The following is a 22,417-nucleotide window of genomic DNA, read 5'->3' on the forward strand; positions in this document are numbered from 1 at the left end:
CACTGCCGAGGCTCGATAGCTCCGACATTGACCCGCCACTATTCGGGTAAGTGCGCCACACCGTCGGCATCGGTCATTGCCCGCTCCAGCAGATCGGCGGGCAGGCTCTTGCTGGCGCGGGCGCCGAGCAATCTTAATTGTTCGGTGCGGCTGACCAGATTACCGCGACCATCTGTCAGCTTATTCCGCGCCGCGCTGTAAGCCTTATCCAACTGCTGCAGACGGTTGCCCACTTCATCCAGATCTTGGATAAACAGCACGAACTTGTCGTACAGCCAGCCGGCGCGCTCAGCGATTTCCCGGGCGTTTTGGCTCTGACGCTCCTGTTTCCAAAGACTGTCGATAACCCGCAGGGTGGCGAGCAAGGTGGTGGGGCTGACAATGACGATATGGCGGTCGAACGCTTCCTGGAACAAATTGGGCTCGGCCTGCAAGGCTGCGGAAAAAGCGGCTTCAATCGGCACGAACAGCAACACGAAATCCAGGCTATGCAAGCCCTCCAGGCGCTTGTAGTCCTTACCGGCCAGGCCTTTGACGTGATTGCGCAGGGACAGCACGTGCTGTTTGAGCGCCGCCTGGCCGATCACATCATCGTCCGCCGCCACATACTGTTGATAGGCCGTCAGGCTGACCTTGGAGTCCACCACCACCTGTTTGTCATCGGGCAGCATAATCAGCACATCCGGCTGGAAGCGCTCACCGTCCGGGCCTTTCAGGCTGACCTGGGTTTGGTACTCGCGGCCCTTCTCCAGGCCGGCGTGTTCCAGCACACGTTCAAGGATCAGCTCGCCCCAGTTGCCCTGGGTCTTCTGGCCCTTGAGCGCGCGGGTCAAGTTCGTGGCTTCGTCCGACAGACGCAGGTTCAGTTGCTGCAGGCGTTCAAGCTCCTTGCCCAGGGAAAAGCGTTCGCGGGCTTCGTTCTGATAGCTTTCTTCGACACGCTTTTCGAAAGACTGGATGCGTTCTTTCAAGGGATCAAGCAACTGCCCGAGGCGCTCCTGGCTGGTTTCGGCAAAGCGCTGTTCACGCTCGTCGAAAATTTTCCCGGCCAGTTCGGCGAACTGCGCCCGCAGCTCGTCCCGCGCGCCCTGTAGGTCAGCGAGGCGTTGTTGATGGCTTTCCTGTTGCTCACGCAGCTCCGCACGCAAGGCCGCCGACAACGCGTCAAGGCGGCGCAGTTCGGCTTCCTTGGCGCTGCGGTCGAGGTTCCAGGCGTGGGCCGCGTCGCGGGCGTTGTCGCGATCGATCTGCAGCAATTCGACTTCGCGGCGCACGGCGGCCAAGTCAGCCTGCTTGGCGGCATTGGCCTGGCTGAGGTCGCTGATCTCGTCACGACTGGCATCCAGTTGAGCAGCCAAGCCTTCCTGGGCAAGTTGCGCAGTGGCCAGGCGCTCTTCAAGCAATTCCCAGCCGGCCATGCGCGCGGCCAAGCGCCGCTGAAGCTGCCAGCATACGGCCAATAACGGCACTGCCGCGCCAGCAAGTCCCAGGGCAATACTGGTCCAGTCAAAAGCCATAGCCATGTCTGCCATCACCGAAAAAGAGCAAGGTTAACCAAGCAAGGGAGTTGAGGACAGCTCAGTCTTCGACCTGTCCCAATTCACGCTGGGCGCGGCGGTCGCCAGCGCGAGCAGCCAGGCGCAGGAGGTCGTGGCCGATGCGGCGGTCGCGGGCATTACCACATTCGCGGCACATCAATTGGCCAAGTCGGCTTTGCGCGGCGACTACGCCATCACGCGCCGGCTGTTTGAGCAAGCGCCCGGCAAAATGTTTGACGTTGGCGCTGTGGCCTAGCAGCGGGCTGTCGAGCAACCACAATGCAACTTTCAAGGAGAAACGCTTGGGTGGGGTAACAGCCGGAGGGGTGTCGGTAGCAGAAAGTGACACTGAGCGAAACTTCATAAAGCACTGTGGGACAGAACGGAAGGCGCGCCACTCTACTCTTTTTTTCGTACAGGTAAAGCCGAAAAAAACCTGCACGCCCGTGCTAGAGCAAGCGCTTGGGACAATCCACAGAAGCTGTGGATAACTCAGTGGACAACCCTCCTTTAACTCGCGCAAAGCCCCATGGAATGGGGGCCGCAGTCAAACTGACGATTTTTTCACCAATAAAAAAAAGCGATATTTTTCATTGACTTAAATTTTCATTGCAGGCTGACGGAGCCGGTTCGAAACACTTGACAGGCCGGTGACACCTACTGTGAACAATGTGTACAACCCCCTCTTCCCTGGTTATATCGCCGGTATTTTTTGATCCGATACTGCTTGAATATGTTACCGGCACGGCCAGGCAGGGACTTTTCAAATTCAGTACAGGTCGCCACACTGCCCCACCTACAACGCAACCATGTGCGGGTCGATGAAAGGAATTCTGTTATTCACAGTGTTGTTGCTGGCTATCTGCGCGACCTCCCTGGGAATCAATGCCGCACTACCCTCACCCGACGGCGCATTGTTCGCCATCGCGATCCTGCTCTCCGCGGCGTTCACCGCCATCAGCCTGTGTATCGAGTTGGGCGAGGGCCGGATCAATGACATGGGCGATGTCATGAAAATGATCGAAACCGGCCAGTCCCTGCGCCTGACCCTGGCCGCGTATGCGCTGGGCTCCTCGCTGGCGGCAGCCGTCACGGTGCTGGTGTATCACGGGTTGCTGGAGGGCTGACTGAAGTTTTTTTGCCTGCACGCTTCCATTCCCCGCTTCGATCCGTTACTATCCGCAGCGTTAGTACCAAGCTGAAAGTCAATTCTGGTCGAACAACTCCCCTGAACAACACGGGATCGGCCACCTTGATGGTTTCCAGGTATCACTTGCGACGACACTGCCTTTGAACAAGCAAAGGGTGTCGCGAAGTATCAATACTCTGACCGAACCAACCTGCCAATTGATCAGGATCTTCACCCTGGGCCCAGAACCTTTGCCCCTGTTGTGTTGCCTGCCCTCCTAAGTACCTACCTGCCAGCCCAAGCGCGCCTAAACTATTAGCGCTTCAAACTGGCTGCTTTGTTCCAGTCGGGTTCTTCGTTCGATCAATGGTGATCGACGTCACTGGAACGTTTTAACGTTGCGCGGTTCTTAACCGTGTTATTTGTAGGAACACCAATAATATGTCCACTCAAATCCATACTCAGGATGCCATTCGCACCCTCACCAACGCTTTTGCACCAATGAACTGTCTGATCATGGCCGCTCGCAAAGGCTGCTTCAGCTTCACCCTGGTCAACGAACACGGTATCGCTCGTCACAGCGAACGCCTGTACCCCGATCAATACTCCAGCGCAGAGCCGCTGCAGGCCGTGATCGAGCGTACCCGTCAGGCACTGGTTGCCTGATCGACCCGAGCTGCTGAAACACAAAAACCCTGTTTAAGACGCAGGGTTTTTTATTGCCTGATATTCAGGATCTGAATGTTTGCACTCAGCACGAATAGATATAACCGTTATAACTGATTAAAGAAGATGTTTTAAAAACAGTCCTTTACACCACGAATATGACACTACACTTCAACTCAAGCGGCATGATCCGCTTACGACGGGCCTGAGATCCGATCCACCGCTGCCAAGCCCCCACCCGCTCAGGCTTCGTCGACCACTTTCACGGATTGAGGCGAGTATGGGTATCGCTGCCAGCGAATTGTGTCGTTATGTAATCAAGCCGACGCTTATTTACCTCGGGTGCCACGACCAGACGGCTGAATCTCTGTTGCTGGGCATTGCCGCCAGCCAGTCGGAACTCGGCTCCGCATTGCACGACCGCCGCGGCCACGGCCTGTATAGCATCACCGAACCACGTCACCGCGCCCTATGGGACACCTACCTGGCGCTGGACCCGGAACGCGCAAGCCTGGTGCGCGGCCTGGCCAGCCAGCATGCTTTCCTCAGCGCGCCCCAGCTTGAGCTGACCGTTAACCTGCGTTACGCCACAGCCATCGCCTGGCTGCTGGTGGAACAACGGCGCCCCGCGTTGCCCGCACCGGGTGATGTATTGGCCATGGCGCGTATCTGGAAAGAAATATTTCACCCTCAAGGCCGTCTTCGCGACTTCACCCAAACCTGGAAATCCTGTGTTTCATCCATGAATCAGGTGGTTTGCTGATAGGTAAACTTACAATATTCGCTAAAAAACCGCGATTTTAGTAGGATTGTCCTACAAAACCGCTCTATCTCCTATGTTACAGCCTATAGCGTGATGTGTAATTTATTGATACTTTCCGCTTCGGTGATCACACGGAGTTCTAATAATGAAAAAAGTAATGCTCAAGACCACACTTAGCCTCGCCGTTGCCATGGCCTCATCCCACGTCTTCGCAAGTGGCTTTGCCCTTAACGAACAAGACGTCGCCGGGATGGGTACGGGCTTCGCAGGACGCTCTTCCGCTGCCGAAAACGCAAGCACCGTCTATGGTAACCCTGCCGGTATGGCTCGCCTGGAAGGCCAGCAAATTACCGGTGGTTTCGCGGTGATTGATGCCTCGACCAATATCAAAGATGCCGGCGGCCGTTCCAGCGGCACCAACAAAGGCGACATGGTGCCTTTCACTGGCGTACCTTTCGGTTTCTACACCAACAAACTTAACGATCAGTGGGCTATCGGCTTCGGTGTTTATGCGCCGTTCGGCCTGAAAACCGACTACGAAAGTGGCTTCCAGGGGCGCGGGTTTGGCAGCAAGAGCGAAGTCTCGGTCATCACTTTCCAACCGACTGTCAGCTACAAGTTCAATGATCGCGTATCCATCGGCTTTGGTCCGACCATCAACCGTATCGACGGCACCCTGGAATCGCAGCCAAGCCTGGCTGGCCTAGGGATCCCAGGCGACAACAAGGTCAAAGTCAAAGGCGATGATACAGCCCTGGGCTTTAACGCCGGTATTCTGGTTCAAGCCACCGATACCACTCGCGTTGGCCTGACCTACCACTCGCAAGTGAAGTACAAACTCGAAGGCCACACCGACGTCACCAAAGCCGCCACGGTTCCATCGCAGGTGCTGGCCAACAACCGCTACGATGCGTCACTGAACGTCGACACACCTGAATCCTGGGACCTGTCGATGACTCAAGACCTCAGCGACGCCTGGAAACTGTATGCGGGTGCGACCTGGACTCGTTGGAGCCGTTTGAAAGACATCACCATCAAAAACGAAGGTGTGACAGCGGCTAGCGGAGGCGCACTGGCACCTGCGCTTGTCGGAACCATCACTGAGCCGCAGAACTGGCACGACACCTGGGCTTACGCCCTGGGTACCTCGTATCAGCTCACCAAGCAGGTGGTACTGCGTACCGGTCTGAGCTTCGACCAGTCGCCAACCAACAACACCGATCGTTCACCACGCATCCCTACCGGCGACCGGACCATCTTCAGTGTTGGTATGGGTTACGCAGTGATGGATAACATGACCGTTGACGTGGCTTACTCCTACCTCAAGGAAGAGTCGGTCAAAGTCAACAAATCCAACGCACTGGGTTCCTACAGCTCCAAATACGAAAACAGCGCCAACGGTTTCGGCCTGGGTGTGACGTACAAGTTCTGACCTGCTCGCGCATAAGAAAGCCCCGCTCTCCTGCAAAGGAGGCGGGGCTTTTCAATGGGCAACGATCAGGGTTTCGAAGCTAGCGCCTCTTCCACCGCCTTGAGCAAGTCCGGGCTGTCAGGTTTGGTCAGGCTGGAGAAATTGGCGATCACCCTGCCCTGACGATCCACCACGTACTTGTAGAAATTCCACTTCGGCGCGCTGCTCTGCTGCGCCAGTATCTTGAACAGATGCACGGCATCCGGCCCCTTGACCGTCTGCGGCTCGGTCATGGTGAAGGTGACGCCATAATTCACGTAGCAAACCTTGGCGGTTTCCTCTCCGGTCTTGGCTTCCTGCTTGAAGTCATCGGAAGGCACGCCAATCACTTCCAGGCCCTGGCCCTTGTAGCGCTGGTATAACGCCTCAAGGCCTTTGAATTGCGGCGCAAACCCGCAGAAGCTGGCGGTATTGACGATCACCAGAGGCTTACCGGCAAAGCGCTGGCACAGGTCGATGGATTCCTTGGCGCGCAACTTGGGCAACTGCCCCTCCAGCAACGGCGGGCAACTGGCAGCCATGGCCGCACCGCCAAAAGCAGCCATCAGGACGGGTACTGCGAGCCAGCGCATCTGCATATCGTGTGTCCTTCAAAGGAGTCAGACCATGAACTTAACAGATCGACATACCCAGTTGCATCAACGCCAGCCCGCCGTGCTGCCAGCCCCACCACGCCAGAAGCAGCAGAAGCGTTGCCGCCCCTGCCCCAACCAGCCAATAGCCATTGGAACTCATGCTACCTCCATCTGCGTCTGCAACCGCGCCACCGGCCGCTCACGCACCGGCCAGTTGAGTGCGGCGGCGAGCAGGCTCAAAAGAATCGCCACTTGCCAGATCAAATCGTAGTTGCCGGTTCGATCATAGACCACTCCACCCAACCAGCCACCGAGGAACGAACCGAGCTGGTGGAACAGAAACACGATCCCACCGAGCATCGAGAGGTTTCGCACACCAAACAACGTCGCGACCGTACCATTGGTCAGCGGCACCGTGGACAACCACAAAAAGCCCATCGCCATACCGAACAGGTAGGCCGAGATTTCAGTCACCGGCGCCCACAGGAACAGCCCGATCACCAACGCCCGCAACAGGTACAGGCCAGTCAGCAGGCGCGGCTTGGACATGCGCCCGCCGAGCCAGCCGGCGGTGTAGGTGCCGGCGATATTAAACAGGCCGATCAAGGCCAAGACGGTGGTGCCGGTAGTCGCCGGCAAATGCTGATCGACCAGATAGGCGGGTAGATGCACGCCGATAAACACCACTTGGAAACCGCAGACGAAAAAACCGAACGCCAGCAACCAGAACCCAGAGTGAGAGCAGGCTTCCTTCAGTGCTTCGCGCAAGGTTTGCTGGCCGGCCATGACAGGCAGCGGCCGATCCTTGAGCATGCTCACCAGCGGCAGAATCAGCGCCACCATCAAGCCCAGCACCAGCAGTGCCGCCGACCAACCCAACCAACTGATCAAGCCCAGGGTGCCCGGCACCATGGCGAACTGGCCGAAAGAACCGGCGGCACTGGCAATGCCCATGGCCATGCTGCGTTTTTCCGGCGGCACGGCACGGCCGACCACGCCCAGAATCACCGAGAACGAGGTGCCCGACAGGCCAATACCAATCAACAAACCGGCGCTCAACGACAGCGACCATGCCGAGTCGGACATACCCATCAATACCAGGCCGACGGCGTACAACACCCCGCCAACCAACACGGCCTTGCTCGCCCCAAAGCGGTCGGCCAGGGCGCCGGTGAAAGGCTGCGCCAGGCCCCAGATCAGGTTCTGCAGGGCAATGGCAAAGGCAAACGTCTCACGCCCCCAGCCGAATTCGGCGCTCATCGGCGCCAGGAACAGCCCGAAGCCATGCCGTACACCCAGGGACAACGCCAGGATCAGCGCACTCCCCACAAGAATCCAGCCACTGGTGCGCCACATCGAGGTCATTTCTTATTCTCCATTTGCGGGTATATACCCGCTTTTAGTCGAACAAACCCGCGTTCAGGCGAGTTCATCCAGCAAGGCCAACAGGGTTTCGCGTTTTTCCGCGCCCAACCGATCAATCAATTTCTGCTGCGCCGCCTCCCAGGCCGGCAAAGCTGCGGCCAGTCGCGCCGCGCCGGCCTCGGTCAACAGCACCAGGCGGTTGCGCAGGTCATCGCCCTCGACCAACCGCACCAGGCCTTCGCCTTCCAGTACGCGCAGGTTGCGCCCCAACGTACTGCGATCCAGCCCCATGGCGTCGGCCAGGTTGGAAATACTCGGCTGATCGAGACGCTGCAGATTGCACAGCAAAGAATACTGGGCGACGTTGATCCCGAAGCCGTCGAGAGCGCCGTCGTAATGCCTGCTGACGCCACGGGCGGCGCGTCGCAGGTTGGTGCATAAACATTGGGAGGCAAGCATGGAACGTGTATATACCCGCGATTCAGCAAATGCAAGCAAGTGTTACAGCGCCAGACCGACCAGAACCGCCACTTCCAGCAACTCCAGCAGCGCGCCGGCGGTGTCGCCCGTGGTGCCGCCGAGGCGCTTGACCATCAGGTGGCGCAGGCCGATAAAGCACAGCGCCGCGAGCAGGACCGCAATCCCGCCGCTGAAACCAGCGATCAGGAGGCAGGCCAGGCCGCTGAGGATCAGCACCTGCTGGCCGACAATCCTCGGTAAGTGATCCGACAATGCCTGGCCCAGTCCTCCTGCACGCACATAGCGCGTGGTGAGAAACAGCGCGAGCATCGAAGCACGCCCGATCAGCGGCGCGAGGATCAGCGCTGCGCCATTGTGCTGTTCGATCAGCGCTACCAGCGCGGTGAACTTGAGCAACAACACCAGGCCGAGGGTGACCACGGCGATCGGCCCGCTGCGTGGGTCTTTCATGATGCTCAGGGTGCGCTCACGATCGCCAAAACCACCGAGCCAGGCGTCCGCGCTGTCTGCCAGCCCGTCCAGGTGCAAACCGCCACTGAGCAACACCCAGGCCGTCAGCAACAGCGCTGCGTGCAGCAACAACGGCGCGCCCGTCAACGCGAGATTCAGTCCCCACAACAGCAGGCCGAACAGCAAGCCCACCAATGGGTAAAACAGCAGTGAGCGCCCCAGTTCCTGCGGTTGCGGCATGCCCGGCAGACGAATTGGCAGGCTGCTCAGGAACTGCAGGGCGATCCAGAACGGCAGCATGTTCAGCGCCCTTCCTTCAGCACGCCGTCGGCCGCGACCTGCAGGCTGAACAGCGCGCCATGGCCGACTTCGACATTCAGCAATTGCGCTCGGGGCAAACCGCGCGCCTGGGCCAGCAGCAGACGCATCACCCCACCGTGACTGATCAACAGCACACGCTGGCCAGCATAAGCCTGATGCAAGCGTGAGACCGCGCCGAGGACCCGTTCGGAAAAGTCGCTGACACGTTCGCCCTCTGGTGGTGTGAAGCTATAGGGATCAGCCCAGAACGCGCCCAGCCCTTCGGCATCGGTCTCCATCAACGCCGCTGCGCTCTGCCCTTCCCAGGCGCCGAAGTGCAATTCCTGCAGAGCCTTTTCCAGGCTCACTGGCACGTTGAGTGTTGCGCCGAGCTCTTGTGCAAACCGCGCACACCGTTGCAGCGGCGAACTGATCAGGCGATCCCACGGGCCCTGCTCGGCCACGGCAGCACGCATTTGCGCCCAGCCGTTTTCGGTGAGCGCATCGTCGAGGCTGCCGCGCAGGCCACCACCCAATTCGGTTTCGCCGTGGCGCAGCAGGTCCAGGTACAAGGTCATGCCGGGCGGTCCGCCACAGCGGCTTCAGCAAATGTGGCCATCTGCCCGTGCAGCGCGCAGGCCAGGCGCAGCAGCGGCACCGCCAGGGCCGCGCCGCTGCCTTCGCCGAGCCGCAGGCCGAGTTCGAGCAACGGTTGTGCGTCGAGGCTGTGCAGTACGTGGCGATGGCCCGGCTCGGCGCCGCGATGGCCGAACACCAGCCACTCACGGCATGCCGGGTTCAGCCGCGTGGCGACCAACGCCGCGACGCTGCAGATAAAGCCGTCCACCAGCACCACAATGCCATCCTGGGCGCAGGCCAGATAGGCACCGACCAACGCTGCAATCTCCAACCCGCCCAGGTTGAACAGGGTTTGCAGCGCGTCACCGCGTTGCGCGGCGTGCACGGCCAGCGCGCGTTCGATGACCGCGACTTTGTGGCTGACGCCCTGGGCATCCAGGCCGGTGCCCGGCCCGGTCAAATCACTGACCGGGCAATCGAGCAAGGCACACGCCAACGCACTGGCGGCGGTGGTGTTGCCGATGCCCATCTCGCCGCCGATAAACAACTGCGCGCCGCTCGTCAACGCACGGCGTGCGCTGTCGCGACCGGCCTGCAGCGCCAGCCGCCCTTGTGCCTCGGTCATGGCCGGGCCGTTGACGAAGTTGGCGGTGCCCGCTGCGATATTCAGGTGACGCACACCGGGCAGGTTCAGCGACGGCGTCACTGTGCCGAGGTCGATCACTTCCAACTGCGCCGTCAGTTGCTGCGCCAATACGCTGATGGCCGCACCGCCGGAGACAAAGTTATGCAGCATCTGCCCGGTGACTTCCTGGGGATACGCCGACACGCCTTCGGCGACCACGCCGTGGTCGCCGGCAAAGATGGCGATCCACACCTGCTCCAGCGTAGGTTTGACCCGGCCTTGCAAGCCGGCCAACTGCACCGCCAACGCTTCCAATTGGCCGAGGGAGCCGGCCGGCTTGGTCAATTGCTGTTGGCGCGCCAAGGCCTGTTGATACGCCAAGGCATCGCTGGCCTTGCACGGGTTGAGCCACCAGGTTTCCGTCATAACGCAGTACCTTTCAAAGTCAGGGGCAGGCCGGCAACGGTCAGGACAACGCGCTGACACCGCTCGGCCAAGGCTTGATGCAGCCAACCGGCTTCATCCACATAGCGGCGAGTCAATTCGCCCAGCGGCACGACACCCAAACCGGTCTCGTTGCTGACAAACAGGATTTCACCTGGCAATGAGGCCAGGCTTTCCAGCAATTGGTCACGCTCAAAAGCCAGGCGCTCGGGGTTGTCGAGCAGCAGCAGATTGGTCAGCCAGAGCGTGAGGCAATCCACCAGCAGGCAGCGCTCGGGCGCGGCGTTTTCACGCAGCACCCGTGCCAGTTCGATCGGTTCTTCGATCAGACCCCAGGCATCCGGGCGACGCTGACGATGCAGGGCGACGCGCTGGTTCATCTCGCCGTCCAGCGGTTGACTGGTGGCGATATAAATGACGGGCAACGCGCTGTCGCCGGCAAGTTTTTCGGCGAGGCGGCTTTTGCCGGAACGGGCGCCGCCGAGGATCAGTTGGAGCATGGGAGGGCACCTCGGTATTCGAGCCGGACTCGGTCAACGGTGGGCGCTGGATTGCCAGCGATGCAGGCATCTCGCTGCCTCTGGGAAACGCGGTTGATGCCATCGCAGGCAAGCCAGCGCCCACACTTCGAGCGCATGTACACCGTCAAACCCCACACAACGTGCGCAACAGCGCGGTATCCAGATGGTTGTCCACCAGGTCGGCCAAGCGCTCGATATCGCGCTCACGCAGGGCGTGGTAATCCACCGCCTGTACCGCCTGCAAACCGGCCCAGCGCAACAAGGCGCTGCACGCGGCAGGGGTTTCGAACAAGCCATGCAGGTAGGTGCCGAAGATCTGCCCGTCGGGGCTCTGCGCGCCATCACTGCGGCCGTCGTCCAGCAACACGGCCGCGTTCGACAACGCAGCGCCGGACGTCACCCCCGCGTGAATCTCATAACCACTGACCTCCGCGTCCTCCAGCAACAGGCGCCCACGCACATTGCGCAATTGCTTGTGCTCCTCCAGCGTCGTACTGAACGCCAGCCAGCCCAGACCTGCACTCGACCCGGCCGGCCCCTCGAGCCCGAGCGGGTCATGCACCTGCTCGCCGAGCATCTGCAAGCCGCCGCAAATCCCCAGCACCTTGCCGCCGTAGCGCAAGTGCCGCGCCACCGCCGTGTCCCAGCCATTGGCACGCAGGTACGCGAGGTCACTGCGCACGCTTTTCGAGCCCGGCAAGATAATCAGGTCGGCGGCGGGAATCGGCTGGCCCGGGCCGATGAACTGCAAGTCCACCTGGGGATGCAGGCGCAGCGGGTCGAAGTCGGTGTGGTTGCTGATGCGCGGCAATACCGGGACGACCACCTTGAGCACCTGGGCAGCCTTGTCGATCTGGCGCTGGTCGATGCCGTCTTCGGCTTCCAGATGCAGGTCCATTATGTAGGGCAATACGCCAACCACCGGCTTGCCAGTGCGTGCTTCCAGCCAATCCAGCCCCGGCTGCAACAAAGCGATATCGCCGCGAAAACGGTTGATGATGAAGCCCTTGACCCGCGCTTGCTCGGTCGGCGAAAGCAATTCGAGGGTGCCGACCAGATGAGCAAATACGCCGCCGCGATTGATGTCGGCGATCAGCAGCACCGGGCAGTCCACAGCTTCGGCGAAGCCCATATTGGCAATGTCATTGGCGCGCAGGTTGATCTCCGCCGGGGAGCCCGCGCCTTCCACCATCACCACTGGGTAGGCCTCGCTCAAGCGCGCGTGGGACGCCAGCACCGCGCGCATCGCGATGGCTTTGTAGTCGTGATAGGCGACCGCGTTCATGCTGGTCACGGCACGGCCATGGATGATCACTTGGGAGCCGGTATCGCTGTTGGGTTTGAGCAGCACCGGGTTCATGTCTGTGTGCGGCGCCAGGTTGGCGGCCTGGGCCTGCACCGCCTGGGCGCGGCCGATTTCGCCGCCTTCGGCCGTTACCGCGCTGTTGAGCGCCATGTTCTGCGGTTTGAACGGCACCACCGCGACGCCCTGGCGGACCAGCCAGCGACACAGGGCGGTGACCAGGGTGCTTTTACCGGCATCGGACGTCGTGCCTTGCACCATCAGCGTACTCATGGCGCTTCCTTGTAGGCGATCAGCGCCTGTTCGAGGCGCAGCCAGTCGGCATCGGTGTCGGGCAGGCCGAAACGCAGGCTGCTGTCGTGGACGAACAGGCGCAGCAGAATGCCGCGTTGGGCCATGAACGCATGCAGGCGTTCGGCGTGGGGTGTGATCAGCCATTGGAACAGGGCGCAGCCGCCCTGGGGTTGAAAGCCTTGGCGTTCCAGCAACTCGAACAAGCGCTGGCCGGCTTCCTGGCAACGATTACGTTGCCGGGTGTGCCCAGCGGTATCGCGCAGACACGCCTGGCCGATCACCCGCGTCGGCCCGCTGACCGCCCATGGCCCGACCTGTTCGGCCAACAGCTTGAGCAACCGGCGCTCCGCCAGCACAAACCCCAGGCGCACACCGGCCAGGCCGAAGAACTTGCCGAACGAGCGCAGCACGATCAGGCCGACCTGATGGGCCTGGCCTGCCAGGCTCAGGTGCGGCGTGACGTCCATGAACGCTTCGTCCACCACCAGCCAGCCACCGCGCTGGGCCAGCCGCGCGTGCCAATCCAGCAGACGTTGCGGGGACAGGCTCAGGCCGGTCGGGTTATTCGGGTTGACCACCACCAGCACGTCCAGGCTGTCGAGAAAGAAGTCGACTTCCTGCTCCTGCACTTCGCGCACCACGTAGCCCGCGCGGCGCCAGGCCTCGGCGTGCTCGGCGTAGCAAGGTGACAGCACACCGACCTTGCCACCCCGGCGCAGGCGCGGCAGCAGTTGGATCGCCGCCTGGGAACCAGGCACCGGCAATAAATGCGCGGTACCGTAATACTCGCTGGCGGCTTGTTCCAGGCCGTCGTCGGTTTCCGGCAGGCGCGCCCAGGCGTGCAACGGAATCTCGGGGATCGGCCACGGCCAGGGCGCCAGGCCGCTGGACAGGTCGAGCCATTCGGCTTCGGCAATCCCGTATTCAATCGCCGCCTTGCGCAGGCGACCACCGTGCTCAAGCATACAATTGCCCCCCGATGCATAGAATCAGCAGCCACAACCATACGCCGCGCTGCACCAGTTGCCAGCCTCGGTCGATGGCGTCTGCATCCGCCGCCGGGCCTTCGCCCAGTGGCGGGCGCTGGTGCAGTTCACCGTGGTAGATCGCGGCACCGCCCAACTCGACGCCCAAGGCACCCGCCCCCGCCGCCATGACCGGGCCGGCGTTGGGGCTATCCCAGGTCGGGCCCTGGCGGCGCCAGCATTTGATCGCCAGCCGGGTTTTACCGAGTACGGCGTAGGTCAACGCCACCAGGCGTGCCGGAATATAGTTCAGTACGTCGTCGATCTTGGCCGCCGCCCAACCGAAGCGCTCAAAGCGTGCGTTGCGATAGCCCCACATCGCGTCGAGGGTATTGCTCAAGCGGTACAGCACCACGCCCGGCACACCCGCGACGGCAAACCAGAACAGCGCGGCAAAGACGGCGTCACTGCCGTTCTCCAGCACCGATTCAGTGGCGGCGCGGGCCACTTCAGTGCGATCCAGCTCACTGGTCTGGCGACTCACCAGGTAACTCACGCGCCGACGGGCTTCGTCCAGGTCATCGCCGCGCAAGGCCTGAGCCACCGGGATCACGTGTTCACCGAGACTGCGCATGCCGAGGGCACAGTACAACGCGAGGATCTCCAGCACCCAGCCGATATAGGGCGCCCACGACAACGCGGTGGCCAGCAGCGTCAGCGGCACCACCGCAATAAACCACGCGGTCACACCGTGGCTGCGCCAGCCACGGCCGCCACTGTTGAAACGCCGCTCAATGCGCACGGCAAAATTACCGAACGCCACCAGCGGATGCCAGCGCTTGGGCTCGCCCAGCAGCGCATCCAGCGCCACCGCCGCGACACACAGCAAGGCCACACTCATTGACTCACTCCCCAGGTATTCTCATACAACATGTCACTCAGCGGCCGCGGTTCGGCCCAGCCTTCGAGCTGCAACATCGGTGCCGGGTAGAACGCCTCGACCGGCCCCAGGCACAACACCGCCAAGGGTTTCGCGCCGGGCGGCAAGCCCAGCAGGTCGGCCAGGGCCTGCGGCTCGAACAGCGAGACCCAGCCCATGCCCAAGCCTTCGACCCGCGCCGCCAGCCACAGATTCTGGATCGCGCAGGACAACGAGGCCATGTCCATTTCCGGCAAGGTGCGTCGGCCGAAGATATGCCGCTCGCGGTCATCCATCAGCGCCGCCACCAGCACTTCGGCGCAGTCGTGGATACCTTCGACCTTGAGCTTCATAAATGTATCGGAACGCTCGCCCAACGCTTCGGCGGTGCGTATGCGTTCTTCCTCCACCAACTGTTGAATCCGGCTACGCAGTTGGCGGTCGCTGATGCGGATAAACCGCCACGGCTGCATCAAGCCAACGCTCGGCGCCTGGTGTGCGGCCTGGAGCAAACGGTGCAGCAGTTCGGGAGCCACATCGCCGCCGCTGAAGTGACGCATGTCGCGGCGCTCGGCGATGGCGCGGTAGACGGCCTGGCGCTCGGCTTCGGGGAAGGCGTTGTCGGTCATGAGCCTATCGCGGGCAAGCCCGCTCCCGCAGTGGATTCGTGGTGTCTAGCCGAGTGCGATTCGCCTTCGCCGGGCGCAAACAGCGCAGCAACGGCGCGGGGATTGGAAGGGAAATAGAAGTGGACGTAGGACGCGGTCAGCCGCCCCTGCCGATACACCGCCTCCGCCCCGCGCCCACCATTGGGGCTCACGCCACGGGCAACGGGCTGCCATTCGGTACTGGTCAGCGAGTGGTGATAGGTATGACCGCGCAACACGCCCTCGGGCAATTCGACGCTTTGCAGGGCCAGGGCGGCGAGTTTCTTTTGCATCACCGCATCGCCCTGCAGCAGGCCGACCAGTTCGGCGCGGATGCCGTCGACATCGGTGAGCGAGTCCAACAGATAAAGCATCCCGCCACACTCGGCGAGCAGCGGTTTGCCGGCAGCGTGATGGGCACGGATCGCACCCAGCATCGCGGTGTTTTCCGACAGCGCCTGGTGATGCAGTTCGGGGTAACCGCCAGGCAGATAGAGGCTGTCGGCCTCAGGCAATTGGCGATCATGGATCGGCGAGAAGAAGCTCAACTCAGCGCCCATCGCCCGCAGTAGATCGAGGCTCGCACCGTAGGTGAAGGCGAAGGCTTCGTCACGGGCGATGGCGATACGCACGCCGGCCAGCAACGGTTCGGCGCGGGTCACGGGCGGTGCGGCAAAGGTCACCGGCGGCGGTAACGCGACCTCGCAACTGCTGCCCAACGCTTGGGCGGCAGCGTCCAGGCGCAGGTCGAGGTCATTCAGTTCGCTGGCTTGCACCAGGCCCAGGTGGCGGCTGGGCAATTCGATAGCGGTCTCGCGGGACAGCGCGCCATACCAGCGCAGGCCTTCGGTGAGGCTGCCTTCAAGCAGTTGTGCATGGCGCAGGGTGCCGACGCGGTTGGCCAGCACGCCGGCGAACGGCAAGTCCGGCTGGTAGCGTGCCAGGCCGAGGGCCAAGGCACCGAAGGTTTGTGCCATGGCCGTGCCATCGATCACGCCGAGCACCGGCACACCGAAGTGTCGCGCCAGGTCAGCGCTGGAAGGCGTGCCGTCGAACAGGCCCATCACGCCTTCGATCAGGATCAGGTCCGCCTCCCCCGCCGCTTCCCACAGCAAGCGGCGACTTTCCTGCTCGCCTACCATCCACATATCCAATTGATACACCGGCGCACCGCTGGCGCGCTCGTGAATCATCGGGTCGAGGAAGTCCGGGCCGCATTTGAACACGCGCACCTTGCGACCCAGGTTGCGGTGCAAACGGGCCAGCGCGGCGGTGACCGTGGTTTTGCCCTGGCCGGACGCCGGCGCGGCGATCAAGACGGCCGGGCAATGACGGGGCTGATTCAAAGTTCGACGCCTTTCTGTGCCTTGATACCGGCTTGGAATGCGTGCTTGAGCATGCCCATCTCGGTGACGGTGTCGCCCATTTCGATCAGCTCGGGCTTGGCGCCACGGCCGGTGACGACCACGTGCTGCATCGGCGGGCGGGCCTGCAGGTCACCAAGGACTTGATCCAGGTCGAGATAGCCGTGCTTGAGCGCGATGTTCAGCTCATCCAGCACCACCAGGCGGATGGACGGGTCTTGCAGCAATTGGCGGGACACCGCCCAGGCAGCTTCGGCGGCCGCGATGTCGCGCTGGCGGTCCTGGGTTTCCCAGGTAAAACCCTCGCCCATCACATGAAAACGCACTTGCTCGGGGAAGTGGCGGAAGAACAGCTCTTCGCCGGTGCTGTTGCGCCCCTTGATGAACTGCACCACACCGCACTGCATGCCGTGGCCCATGGCGCGGGCCAGCATGCCAAATGCCGAGCTGCTCTTGCCTTTGCCGTTGCCGGTCAGCACCAGCAGCAAGCCGCATTCGTTCGGAGAATTGGCGATGCGCTCATCGATCACGGCTTTTTTACGCAGCATGCGCGCCAGGTGGCGTTCGTCGCGCTCGGGGGAATCGGTCATGGCAGCTCTCCGTTGGGGCTGGACAAAAACGGCGGGCAGGAAAAATCAAAAACAGACAGCCAAGCATCGCCCACCGTGATGCTGTTGGATGATCCGGGCCGGTCTCCGGGCTCATGAGTGGCGCGCTAGAGCACACGCCGACGGCGCGCCTTCCCATATCGCGGGCGATACAGTGGCAAACAGCACCGTTTTGACTCATTTACCGTTGCGGGGGCAGCGCCGGAATCGCGGCAACACTGTGTACAAGTGCGCTCACTCACCGGCTTCCCTGTTTCACTCAGTCGACCCGTAGGTCACAGAGCACCTGGAACAAGCCGCGAAGGTTAGTGGGTTGGGGGTGGAGCGTCAATTAAAGCTGGCCTTGTACTTGAACCATCGTCGCAACACACACCTCTACCCTTACAGGCATCCAGGAGAAAACCATGCATAAAACAAGACTCGCCTTACTGATCATGCTCGCGGGCAGCCTTGCCGCCTGCGGCGAAAGCTCGACCCTGAAGGTATCCGACGGCACCGGGCCCTCACCGCAATTGCCGGAGCCGAACAAGACGCTGATCCCCACTGTGAACATCGCCCCGGCCATTGGCTGGCCAGCGGGCACCAAGCCCACGGCCGCCGCCGGCACCCAGGTGGCGGCCTTCGCCGAAGGCCTGGACCACCCGCGCTGGCTGTACGTATTACCCAACGGCGATGTGCTGGTGGCGGAAACCAACGCGCCGCCCAAGCCGGATGATTCCAAAGGCCTTCGTGGCTGGGTGATGGAGAAAGTCATGGGCCGCGCCGGCGCCGGGGTACCGAGCCCGAACCGCATCACCCTGCTGCGCGATGCCGACCATGATGGGGTCGCGGAGACCCGCACGGTATTCCTGGAAAACCTCAACTCGCCCTTCGGCATGACGCTGGTCGGCAATGACCTGTACGTGGCCGATTCGGACAAGCTGCTGCGCTTTCCCTATCAGACGGGCGAGACCGCGATCAAGACCGCCGGCAGCAAGGTCATCGACCTGCCCGGCGGCAGCATCAACCACCACTGGACGAAAAACGTGGTGGCCAGCAAGGACGGCAGCAAGCTGTATGTGAGCGTGGGTTCCAACAGCAACGTGGCGGAGAACGGCCTGGAGGCGGAACAAGGCCGCGCCGCGATCTGGGAAGTCGACCGCGCCAACGGCCAGCACCGTATCTTCGCCTCCGGCCTGCGCAACCCTAACGGCATGGCCTGGGAACCGCAGAGCGGCAAGCTGTGGACGGCCGTGAACGAGCGCGATGAGATCGGTAGCGACCTGGTACCGGACTACATCACGTCGGTCCAGGATGGCGCCTTTTATGGCTGGCCCTTCAGCTACTACGGGCAGCACGTGGATGTACGCGTCACGCCGCAAAACCTGGACATGGTGGCCAAAGCCATTGCGCCGGACTACGCCGTAGGCCCGCACACCGCCTCGCTAGGCCTGACCTTCGCCGAGGGCAGCAAACTGCCGGCGCCCTTTATCAACGGCGCGTTCATCGGCCAGCACGGTTCGTGGAACCGCAAGCCGCACAGCGGCTACAAGGTGATCTTCGTACCGTTCGAGGGCGGCAAGCCGAAGGGGCCGCCGGTGGACGTGCTGACCGGGTTCCTCAACAGCGACGAGAAAGCCATGGGCCGACCGGTTGGCGTGGTCATCGACAAGCAGGGCGGCTTGCTGGTGGCGGATGATGTGGGGAATAAGGTGTGGCGGGTTTCTGCGGCTAAGTAACCGCCCCCAAGACCACCACAAAACAAATGTGGGAGGGCGCTTGCTCCCGATAGCGGTGGGTCAGTCACCAAATGCAGGGACTGACACGCCCTCATCGGGAGCAAGCGCCCTCCCACATTTGGGTCTAGGTTTTATCTAAGGGTTACGCGCCAGGTTTTCAGCCGGCAACACACGCTTGGCGCTCAGGTAGGCATTCTGCCAATACGCTTTGGACAGCGTATCCAGCTTCACCGTACCGCCCGTCTGCGGCGCATGTACAAAGCGCCCTTCGCCGACATAGATCCCGGCGTGGCTGACCTGCGAGCCGCCGCCCGTGGCGAAGAACAACAGGTCACCGGTTTGCAGGTTCTGCTCGCTGACGTCCTGGCCACGCATTACGATCAGTTCGCGCGTGGTGCGCGGCAGGGAGATGCCGGCGGCATCACGGTAGACAAACCCGATCAGCCCGCTGCAATCGAACCCGGAGTCTGGCGTGTTGCCACCCCAACGATAAGGCGTACCGACCAGGCCCAGCGCGCGGAAGAGCACGTCTTCGGCGGCCGGCGAGAAATTCTGGCTGGTGTTGAATACCGGTTTAGGCTTGGCCGCGACAGGCGCTGGCTGCGGTCGGCTTGCGCAGGCGCTGAGCAGCGCGGCGCAAACAATAAGAATCAGGCGGGCCGAGGTCGACATGTGCAGAACAATCCTGGTCTGGATGCGGCTTTCGCTGCCGAACGCTGAAAACCAGAACGCGCAAGCAAGGCTTGCGCGAACGGATTACAACAATGTTCAAGGATTCTAGCGCTTACACGTCAAACTTCAAGTATCACTTTAACTTTACTTACTGGCGGTAATCGTCGTCGGGGCCATGGCGAGTGCGCGCTTGGCTTCGATGAAGGTTTTGCTCCAGTAGCTGTCGCCCAGGCTGTCGACTCGAACACCACCACTGCGGCGGCTGCTGGAGTGGATAAACTGGTTATCGCCCAAGTAGATACCGGCGTGACTGACGCGACCACGACCACTGGTGCTGAAGAAAAGCAGATCGCCAGGCTTGAGGTTGTTACGCGCGACCAACGGTGCATTCACGTTGATCATTTCGCGAGTGGAGCGTGGCAGGTTCATGCCAGCTTCTTCACGAAACAGGTAACCGATAAAACCGCTGCAATCGAAACCGGCTTCGGAAGTGCCGCCGAAACGGTAACGGGTACCGATCAGGGACATGCCGCGTTCGAGAATGCTGTCGGCCAGAACGGGAAGCTGATAAGGCTTGTTGCCAGCGAAGGCGGCCAGTTCTTTTTCGGTTGCCAGCTCTTCCTCATAAACAGTGGAAGACTGCGCAGCAACGAATTTTGCCTGATTTTTATACTGTTGATCGTGCTGCTCGGCCACTTGTTGAGGGTGGGAGGCGCAACCAAACAACAGGGCTACGAGTGCGAGAGGCACGAGGGGTGCGAAGCGATTCAGCATGGGCACGACCGTGGCAAATGTGTAAAGAAGCCGAGACTATGCCTTCTATCACATCGATTTGCAAATTCAATCGTGATCTATGTGACTTACTGTTTGCGCTATGACATCTAAGCCCTTAATACCCTATGCACGTGTTTTGCGTGGCCAAGCCGGCCAAAACGCAGGTTTTCTGGCGCCTGGAATTTGCTTAAACCCCACGAAATACAAGGGTTTGCTACCAGCCGAGGGTTTCCTTAAGGAAGGGAATCGTCAGCTTGCGCTGGGCCTGCAAAGAGGCCTGATCGAGCTGTTCGAGCAAATCGAACAACGCGCTCATGCTGCGGGTGCCACGGGTGAGGATAAAGTGCCCGACCTCGTCGGTGAGGTGCAGGCCGCGACGGGAAGCACGCAATTGCAGGGCACGCAATTTGTCCTCGTCGGACAATGGGCGCATCTGGAAGATCAGCGCCAGGGTCAGGCGCGACTTGAGGTCCGCCAGCTTGACCGGCAACTCACGGGGCGAGGTCGAGGCCGCGATCAACAGGCGGCGGCCGCTGTCGCGCAGGCGGTTGAACAGATGAAACAGCGCCTCTTCCCAATCCGCCTTGCCGGCGATGGCCTGCAGATCATCCAGGCACACCAGTTCGTATTGTTCGAGGTTGTCGAAAATCCCGATCCCGCGATCCATCAACTCGGCCAAAGGCAGGTAAACCGCCGGTTCACCCATTTGCTCGAAGCGCAGGCACGCGGCCTGCAACAGGTGGGTGCGCCCCACGCCCTGCTTGCCCCACAGATAGATCAGGCTTTCAGTCCACCCGGCGTCGGCTTCGCAGAGCCGCTCGACATAGCCGAGTGCAGCGGCATTGGCGCCTGGGTAGTAATTGATAAAGGTGGCGTCGTCACGCAGACGCACACCTAAGGGCAGCTGAATCGGTTTCATGCTGACTGAACGGTTCCGATCGAACCGTTAGTGGCCTCTGTGAAAAGTTTGCAAAGTTTATACCCGTGACGCCGGGCGCACAATGCAGCAGACCACAAGCAAAATCAAAGGTTTGCGTTAACTTGCTGGATTTACGCGAATTGTTTGACGCGACAGTGCCAGAAACCACAAACCCGGCCTGAGCCGGGTTTGTGACACCGCGATTACACGTCGGGGTCCTCGACGCCCGTATACACATCCGAATCCTTATACAGATCGTGTACATGCCGCACCAGCACCATGATCACCGCCGCCACCGGCAGCGCAAGCAGGATGCCGGTAAAACCGAACAACTCGCCGCCGGCCAGGATCGCAAAGATCACCGCGACCGGGTGCAGGCCGATGCGGTCGCCCACCAGCAGCGGGGTCAGCACCATGCCTTCGAGGGCCTGGCCGACCATGAACACCGCGACAATCCCAAGCATCGGGTACAGGTCACCGCCAAACTGGAACAGCCCGGCTACCAGCGCAGCACCGATGCCAATCACAAAGCCCATGTACGGCACGATAGCGGCCAGGCCGGCAATCAAGCCGATCAACAGGCCCAGCTCCAGGCCGATCGCCATCAAGCCGGCGGCATAGATAATCCCCAGGGCCAGCATCACCAGTAATTGGCCACGCACGAACGCCCCCAGCACCTCATGACACTCCCCGGCCAGGGACACGATGCGCGCCTCGCGGGCGCGCGGCAGCAGGCCACGAATCTTGGCCATCATGATGTCCCAGTCCCGCAACAGGTAGAACGCCACCACCGGGATCAACACCAGGTTAGTCAGCCAGCCAATCAGCGCCAGGCTGGATGCCGTCGCCTGACTGAGAACCACGCCGACAATATCGCTGGTCTGGCCCATATGATCGCTGATCGCGGCCTTGACCTTGTCGAACTTCCAGAAGCCATCCGCCAGCCCCAGCTTAGCCTGGGTCCACGGCATCGCCGTATGCTGCAGCCAGTCGAGCATTTGCGGCGCCAGCTCATACAGACGGAACAATTGCTTGGCCAGCATCGGCACCAGCACCAGCACCAGCGCCGTGATGATCAGCGTAAACAGCGCAAACACAGTGACCACGCCCAAGGTCCGTGACAGGCCGGCTTTCTCCAGGCGATCCACCACGGGATCAAACAGATAGGCGAGCAACAGCGCTATCAGGAACGGCGTCAGGATCGAATGCAGCAACAACACAAAAATGCACAGCAGGGCGATTCCGCCAAGCCAAACCCAACGACGCGTATCCGCCATAAACCACTCCATCTTTTATTTACTTTCCCCTTCTATATAGAGAAGGAAGAA

At 61.4% G+C, this 22,417-nt stretch carries 25 protein-coding genes and 1 riboswitch; of the genes, 5 read left to right on the forward strand and 20 right to left on the reverse strand.

Features of this window, described 5'->3' with window-relative positions; translation table 11 throughout:
• Positions 1–38: 38 nt before the first annotated feature.
• Positions 39–1,403 (reverse strand): DNA recombination protein RmuC, encoded by a 1,365-nt coding sequence (locus tag ACS5Q8_RS20665; protein ID WP_198718061.1) that lies wholly within the window; start codon positions 1,401–1,403, stop codon positions 39–41.
• Positions 1,404–1,578: 175 nt separating this feature from the next.
• Positions 1,579–1,902, reverse strand: coding sequence for an SEL1-like repeat protein (locus tag ACS5Q8_RS20670; protein ID WP_276194237.1), 324 nt, complete (start codon positions 1,900–1,902; stop codon positions 1,579–1,581).
• Positions 1,903–2,359: 457 nt separating this feature from the next.
• Here ACS5Q8_RS20670 and ACS5Q8_RS20675 point away from each other — a divergent pair, with 457 nt between their 5' ends.
• From ACS5Q8_RS20675 to ACS5Q8_RS20690, 4 genes are all read left to right on the forward strand, one after another.
• Entirely contained in the window at positions 2,360–2,665 is a 306-nt protein-coding gene (locus tag ACS5Q8_RS20675) for a hypothetical protein (RefSeq protein ID WP_247405053.1), read from the forward strand.
• A 443-nt stretch (positions 2,666–3,108) separates the two neighbouring features.
• Positions 3,109–3,333 (forward strand): hypothetical protein, encoded by a 225-nt coding sequence (locus ACS5Q8_RS20680; RefSeq protein ID WP_007898912.1) that lies wholly within the window; start codon positions 3,109–3,111, stop codon positions 3,331–3,333.
• Between the two features lie 280 nt (positions 3,334–3,613).
• The gene (locus tag ACS5Q8_RS20685) at positions 3,614–4,096 is read left to right on the forward strand and encodes a hypothetical protein (protein ID WP_276194239.1); all 483 of its coding nucleotides are present in this window, start codon (positions 3,614–3,616) and stop codon (positions 4,094–4,096) included.
• 145 nt (positions 4,097–4,241) lie between these two features.
• Positions 4,242–5,528: an OmpP1/FadL family transporter gene (locus ACS5Q8_RS20690; protein WP_276194240.1), complete on the forward strand. Its 1,287-nt coding sequence runs from the start codon at positions 4,242–4,244 to the stop codon at positions 5,526–5,528.
• 65 nt (positions 5,529–5,593) lie between these two features.
• Here the strand turns inward: ACS5Q8_RS20690 and ACS5Q8_RS20695 are convergent, their stop codons facing one another.
• The 14 genes from ACS5Q8_RS20695 to cobO form a co-directional block, all read right to left on the reverse strand.
• Positions 5,594–6,145, reverse strand: coding sequence for a glutathione peroxidase (locus ACS5Q8_RS20695; protein WP_276194241.1), 552 nt, complete (start codon positions 6,143–6,145; stop codon positions 5,594–5,596).
• A gap of 34 nt (positions 6,146–6,179) precedes the next feature.
• On the reverse strand, positions 6,180–6,302 hold the full coding sequence (locus ACS5Q8_RS20700) for a hypothetical protein (protein ID WP_276194242.1): 123 nt from the start codon (positions 6,300–6,302) through the stop codon (positions 6,180–6,182).
• Positions 6,299–7,498, reverse strand: coding sequence for an MFS transporter (locus ACS5Q8_RS20705; RefSeq protein ID WP_443697637.1), 1,200 nt, complete (start codon positions 7,496–7,498; stop codon positions 6,299–6,301). Before ACS5Q8_RS20705 ends, ACS5Q8_RS20700 begins: the two co-directional genes overlap by 4 nt.
• Positions 7,499–7,561: 63 nt before the next feature.
• On the reverse strand, positions 7,562–7,966 hold the full coding sequence (locus ACS5Q8_RS20710; RefSeq protein ID WP_276194245.1) for a MarR family winged helix-turn-helix transcriptional regulator: 405 nt from the start codon (positions 7,964–7,966) through the stop codon (positions 7,562–7,564).
• 42 nt (positions 7,967–8,008) lie between these two features.
• The gene (locus ACS5Q8_RS20715; RefSeq protein ID WP_247405038.1) at positions 8,009–8,737 is read right to left on the reverse strand and encodes an adenosylcobinamide-GDP ribazoletransferase; all 729 of its coding nucleotides are present in this window, start codon (positions 8,735–8,737) and stop codon (positions 8,009–8,011) included.
• A 2-nt stretch (positions 8,738–8,739) separates the two neighbouring features.
• Positions 8,740–9,315 carry an alpha-ribazole phosphatase family protein gene (gene cobC, locus ACS5Q8_RS20720; RefSeq protein ID WP_247405035.1) on the reverse strand — a complete coding sequence of 192 codons (576 nt, stop codon included), beginning with the start codon at positions 9,313–9,315 and terminating at the stop codon, positions 8,740–8,742.
• Complete coding sequence (cobT, locus tag ACS5Q8_RS20725) at positions 9,312–10,367, reverse strand: nicotinate-nucleotide--dimethylbenzimidazole phosphoribosyltransferase (protein WP_443693501.1); 1,056 nt, start codon at positions 10,365–10,367, stop codon at positions 9,312–9,314. Before cobT ends, cobC begins: the two co-directional genes overlap by 4 nt.
• Positions 10,364–10,885 carry a bifunctional adenosylcobinamide kinase/adenosylcobinamide-phosphate guanylyltransferase gene (cobU, locus tag ACS5Q8_RS20730; RefSeq protein ID WP_253397747.1) on the reverse strand — a complete coding sequence of 174 codons (522 nt, stop codon included), beginning with the start codon at positions 10,883–10,885 and terminating at the stop codon, positions 10,364–10,366. The genes cobT and cobU overlap by 4 nt, the downstream gene beginning before the upstream one ends.
• Positions 10,886–11,030: 145 nt before the next feature.
• Positions 11,031–12,482 (reverse strand): cobyric acid synthase, encoded by a 1,452-nt coding sequence (locus ACS5Q8_RS20735; RefSeq protein WP_276194248.1) that lies wholly within the window; start codon positions 12,480–12,482, stop codon positions 11,031–11,033.
• Positions 12,479–13,468 (reverse strand): threonine-phosphate decarboxylase CobD, encoded by a 990-nt coding sequence (gene cobD, locus ACS5Q8_RS20740; protein ID WP_443697635.1) that lies wholly within the window; start codon positions 13,466–13,468, stop codon positions 12,479–12,481. The genes ACS5Q8_RS20735 and cobD overlap by 4 nt, the downstream gene beginning before the upstream one ends.
• Entirely contained in the window at positions 13,461–14,369 is a 909-nt protein-coding gene (gene cbiB / locus ACS5Q8_RS20745; RefSeq protein ID WP_443693498.1) for an adenosylcobinamide-phosphate synthase CbiB, read from the reverse strand. Before cbiB ends, cobD begins: the two co-directional genes overlap by 8 nt.
• Positions 14,366–15,016, reverse strand: coding sequence for a 5,6-dimethylbenzimidazole synthase (gene bluB / locus ACS5Q8_RS20750; RefSeq protein WP_247408302.1), 651 nt, complete (start codon positions 15,014–15,016; stop codon positions 14,366–14,368). Before bluB ends, cbiB begins: the two co-directional genes overlap by 4 nt.
• Positions 15,013–16,380 carry a cobyrinic acid a,c-diamide synthase CobB gene (locus tag ACS5Q8_RS20755; protein ID WP_465159375.1) on the reverse strand — a complete coding sequence of 456 codons (1,368 nt, stop codon included), beginning with the start codon at positions 16,378–16,380 and terminating at the stop codon, positions 15,013–15,015. Before ACS5Q8_RS20755 ends, bluB begins: the two co-directional genes overlap by 4 nt.
• Complete coding sequence (gene cobO, locus ACS5Q8_RS20760; protein ID WP_443693492.1) at positions 16,377–16,988, reverse strand: cob(I)yrinic acid a,c-diamide adenosyltransferase; 612 nt, start codon at positions 16,986–16,988, stop codon at positions 16,377–16,379. The genes ACS5Q8_RS20755 and cobO overlap by 4 nt, the downstream gene beginning before the upstream one ends.
• A 79-nt stretch (positions 16,989–17,067) precedes the next feature.
• Positions 17,068–17,311: riboswitch (cobalamin riboswitch) on the reverse strand.
• Between the two features lie 99 nt (positions 17,312–17,410).
• Here cobO and ACS5Q8_RS20765 point away from each other — a divergent pair.
• A complete protein-coding gene (locus ACS5Q8_RS20765; protein ID WP_276194253.1) occupies positions 17,411–18,724 on the forward strand; it encodes a PQQ-dependent sugar dehydrogenase in 1,314 nt (437 codons plus the stop codon).
• A gap of 135 nt (positions 18,725–18,859) precedes the next feature.
• Here the strand turns inward: ACS5Q8_RS20765 and ACS5Q8_RS20770 are convergent, their stop codons facing one another.
• The 4 genes from ACS5Q8_RS20770 to ACS5Q8_RS20785 all read right to left on the reverse strand — a co-directional run bounded on the left by ACS5Q8_RS20770 (position 18,860) and on the right by ACS5Q8_RS20785 (position 22,366).
• On the reverse strand, positions 18,860–19,396 hold the full coding sequence (locus ACS5Q8_RS20770; RefSeq protein ID WP_276194254.1) for a C40 family peptidase: 537 nt from the start codon (positions 19,394–19,396) through the stop codon (positions 18,860–18,862).
• 144 nt (positions 19,397–19,540) lie between these two features.
• Positions 19,541–20,170 (reverse strand): C40 family peptidase, encoded by a 630-nt coding sequence (locus ACS5Q8_RS20775; protein ID WP_247406653.1) that lies wholly within the window; start codon positions 20,168–20,170, stop codon positions 19,541–19,543.
• A gap of 214 nt (positions 20,171–20,384) precedes the next feature.
• Positions 20,385–21,089 carry a DnaA regulatory inactivator Hda gene (hda, locus tag ACS5Q8_RS20780; RefSeq protein ID WP_247406650.1) on the reverse strand — a complete coding sequence of 235 codons (705 nt, stop codon included), beginning with the start codon at positions 21,087–21,089 and terminating at the stop codon, positions 20,385–20,387.
• A 203-nt stretch (positions 21,090–21,292) separates the two neighbouring features.
• Positions 21,293–22,366 carry an AI-2E family transporter gene (locus tag ACS5Q8_RS20785; protein ID WP_276194255.1) on the reverse strand — a complete coding sequence of 358 codons (1,074 nt, stop codon included), beginning with the start codon at positions 22,364–22,366 and terminating at the stop codon, positions 21,293–21,295.
• Positions 22,367–22,417 lie beyond the last annotated feature (51 nt).

This window comes from Pseudomonas sp. PAMC25584, from assembly GCF_058135675.1.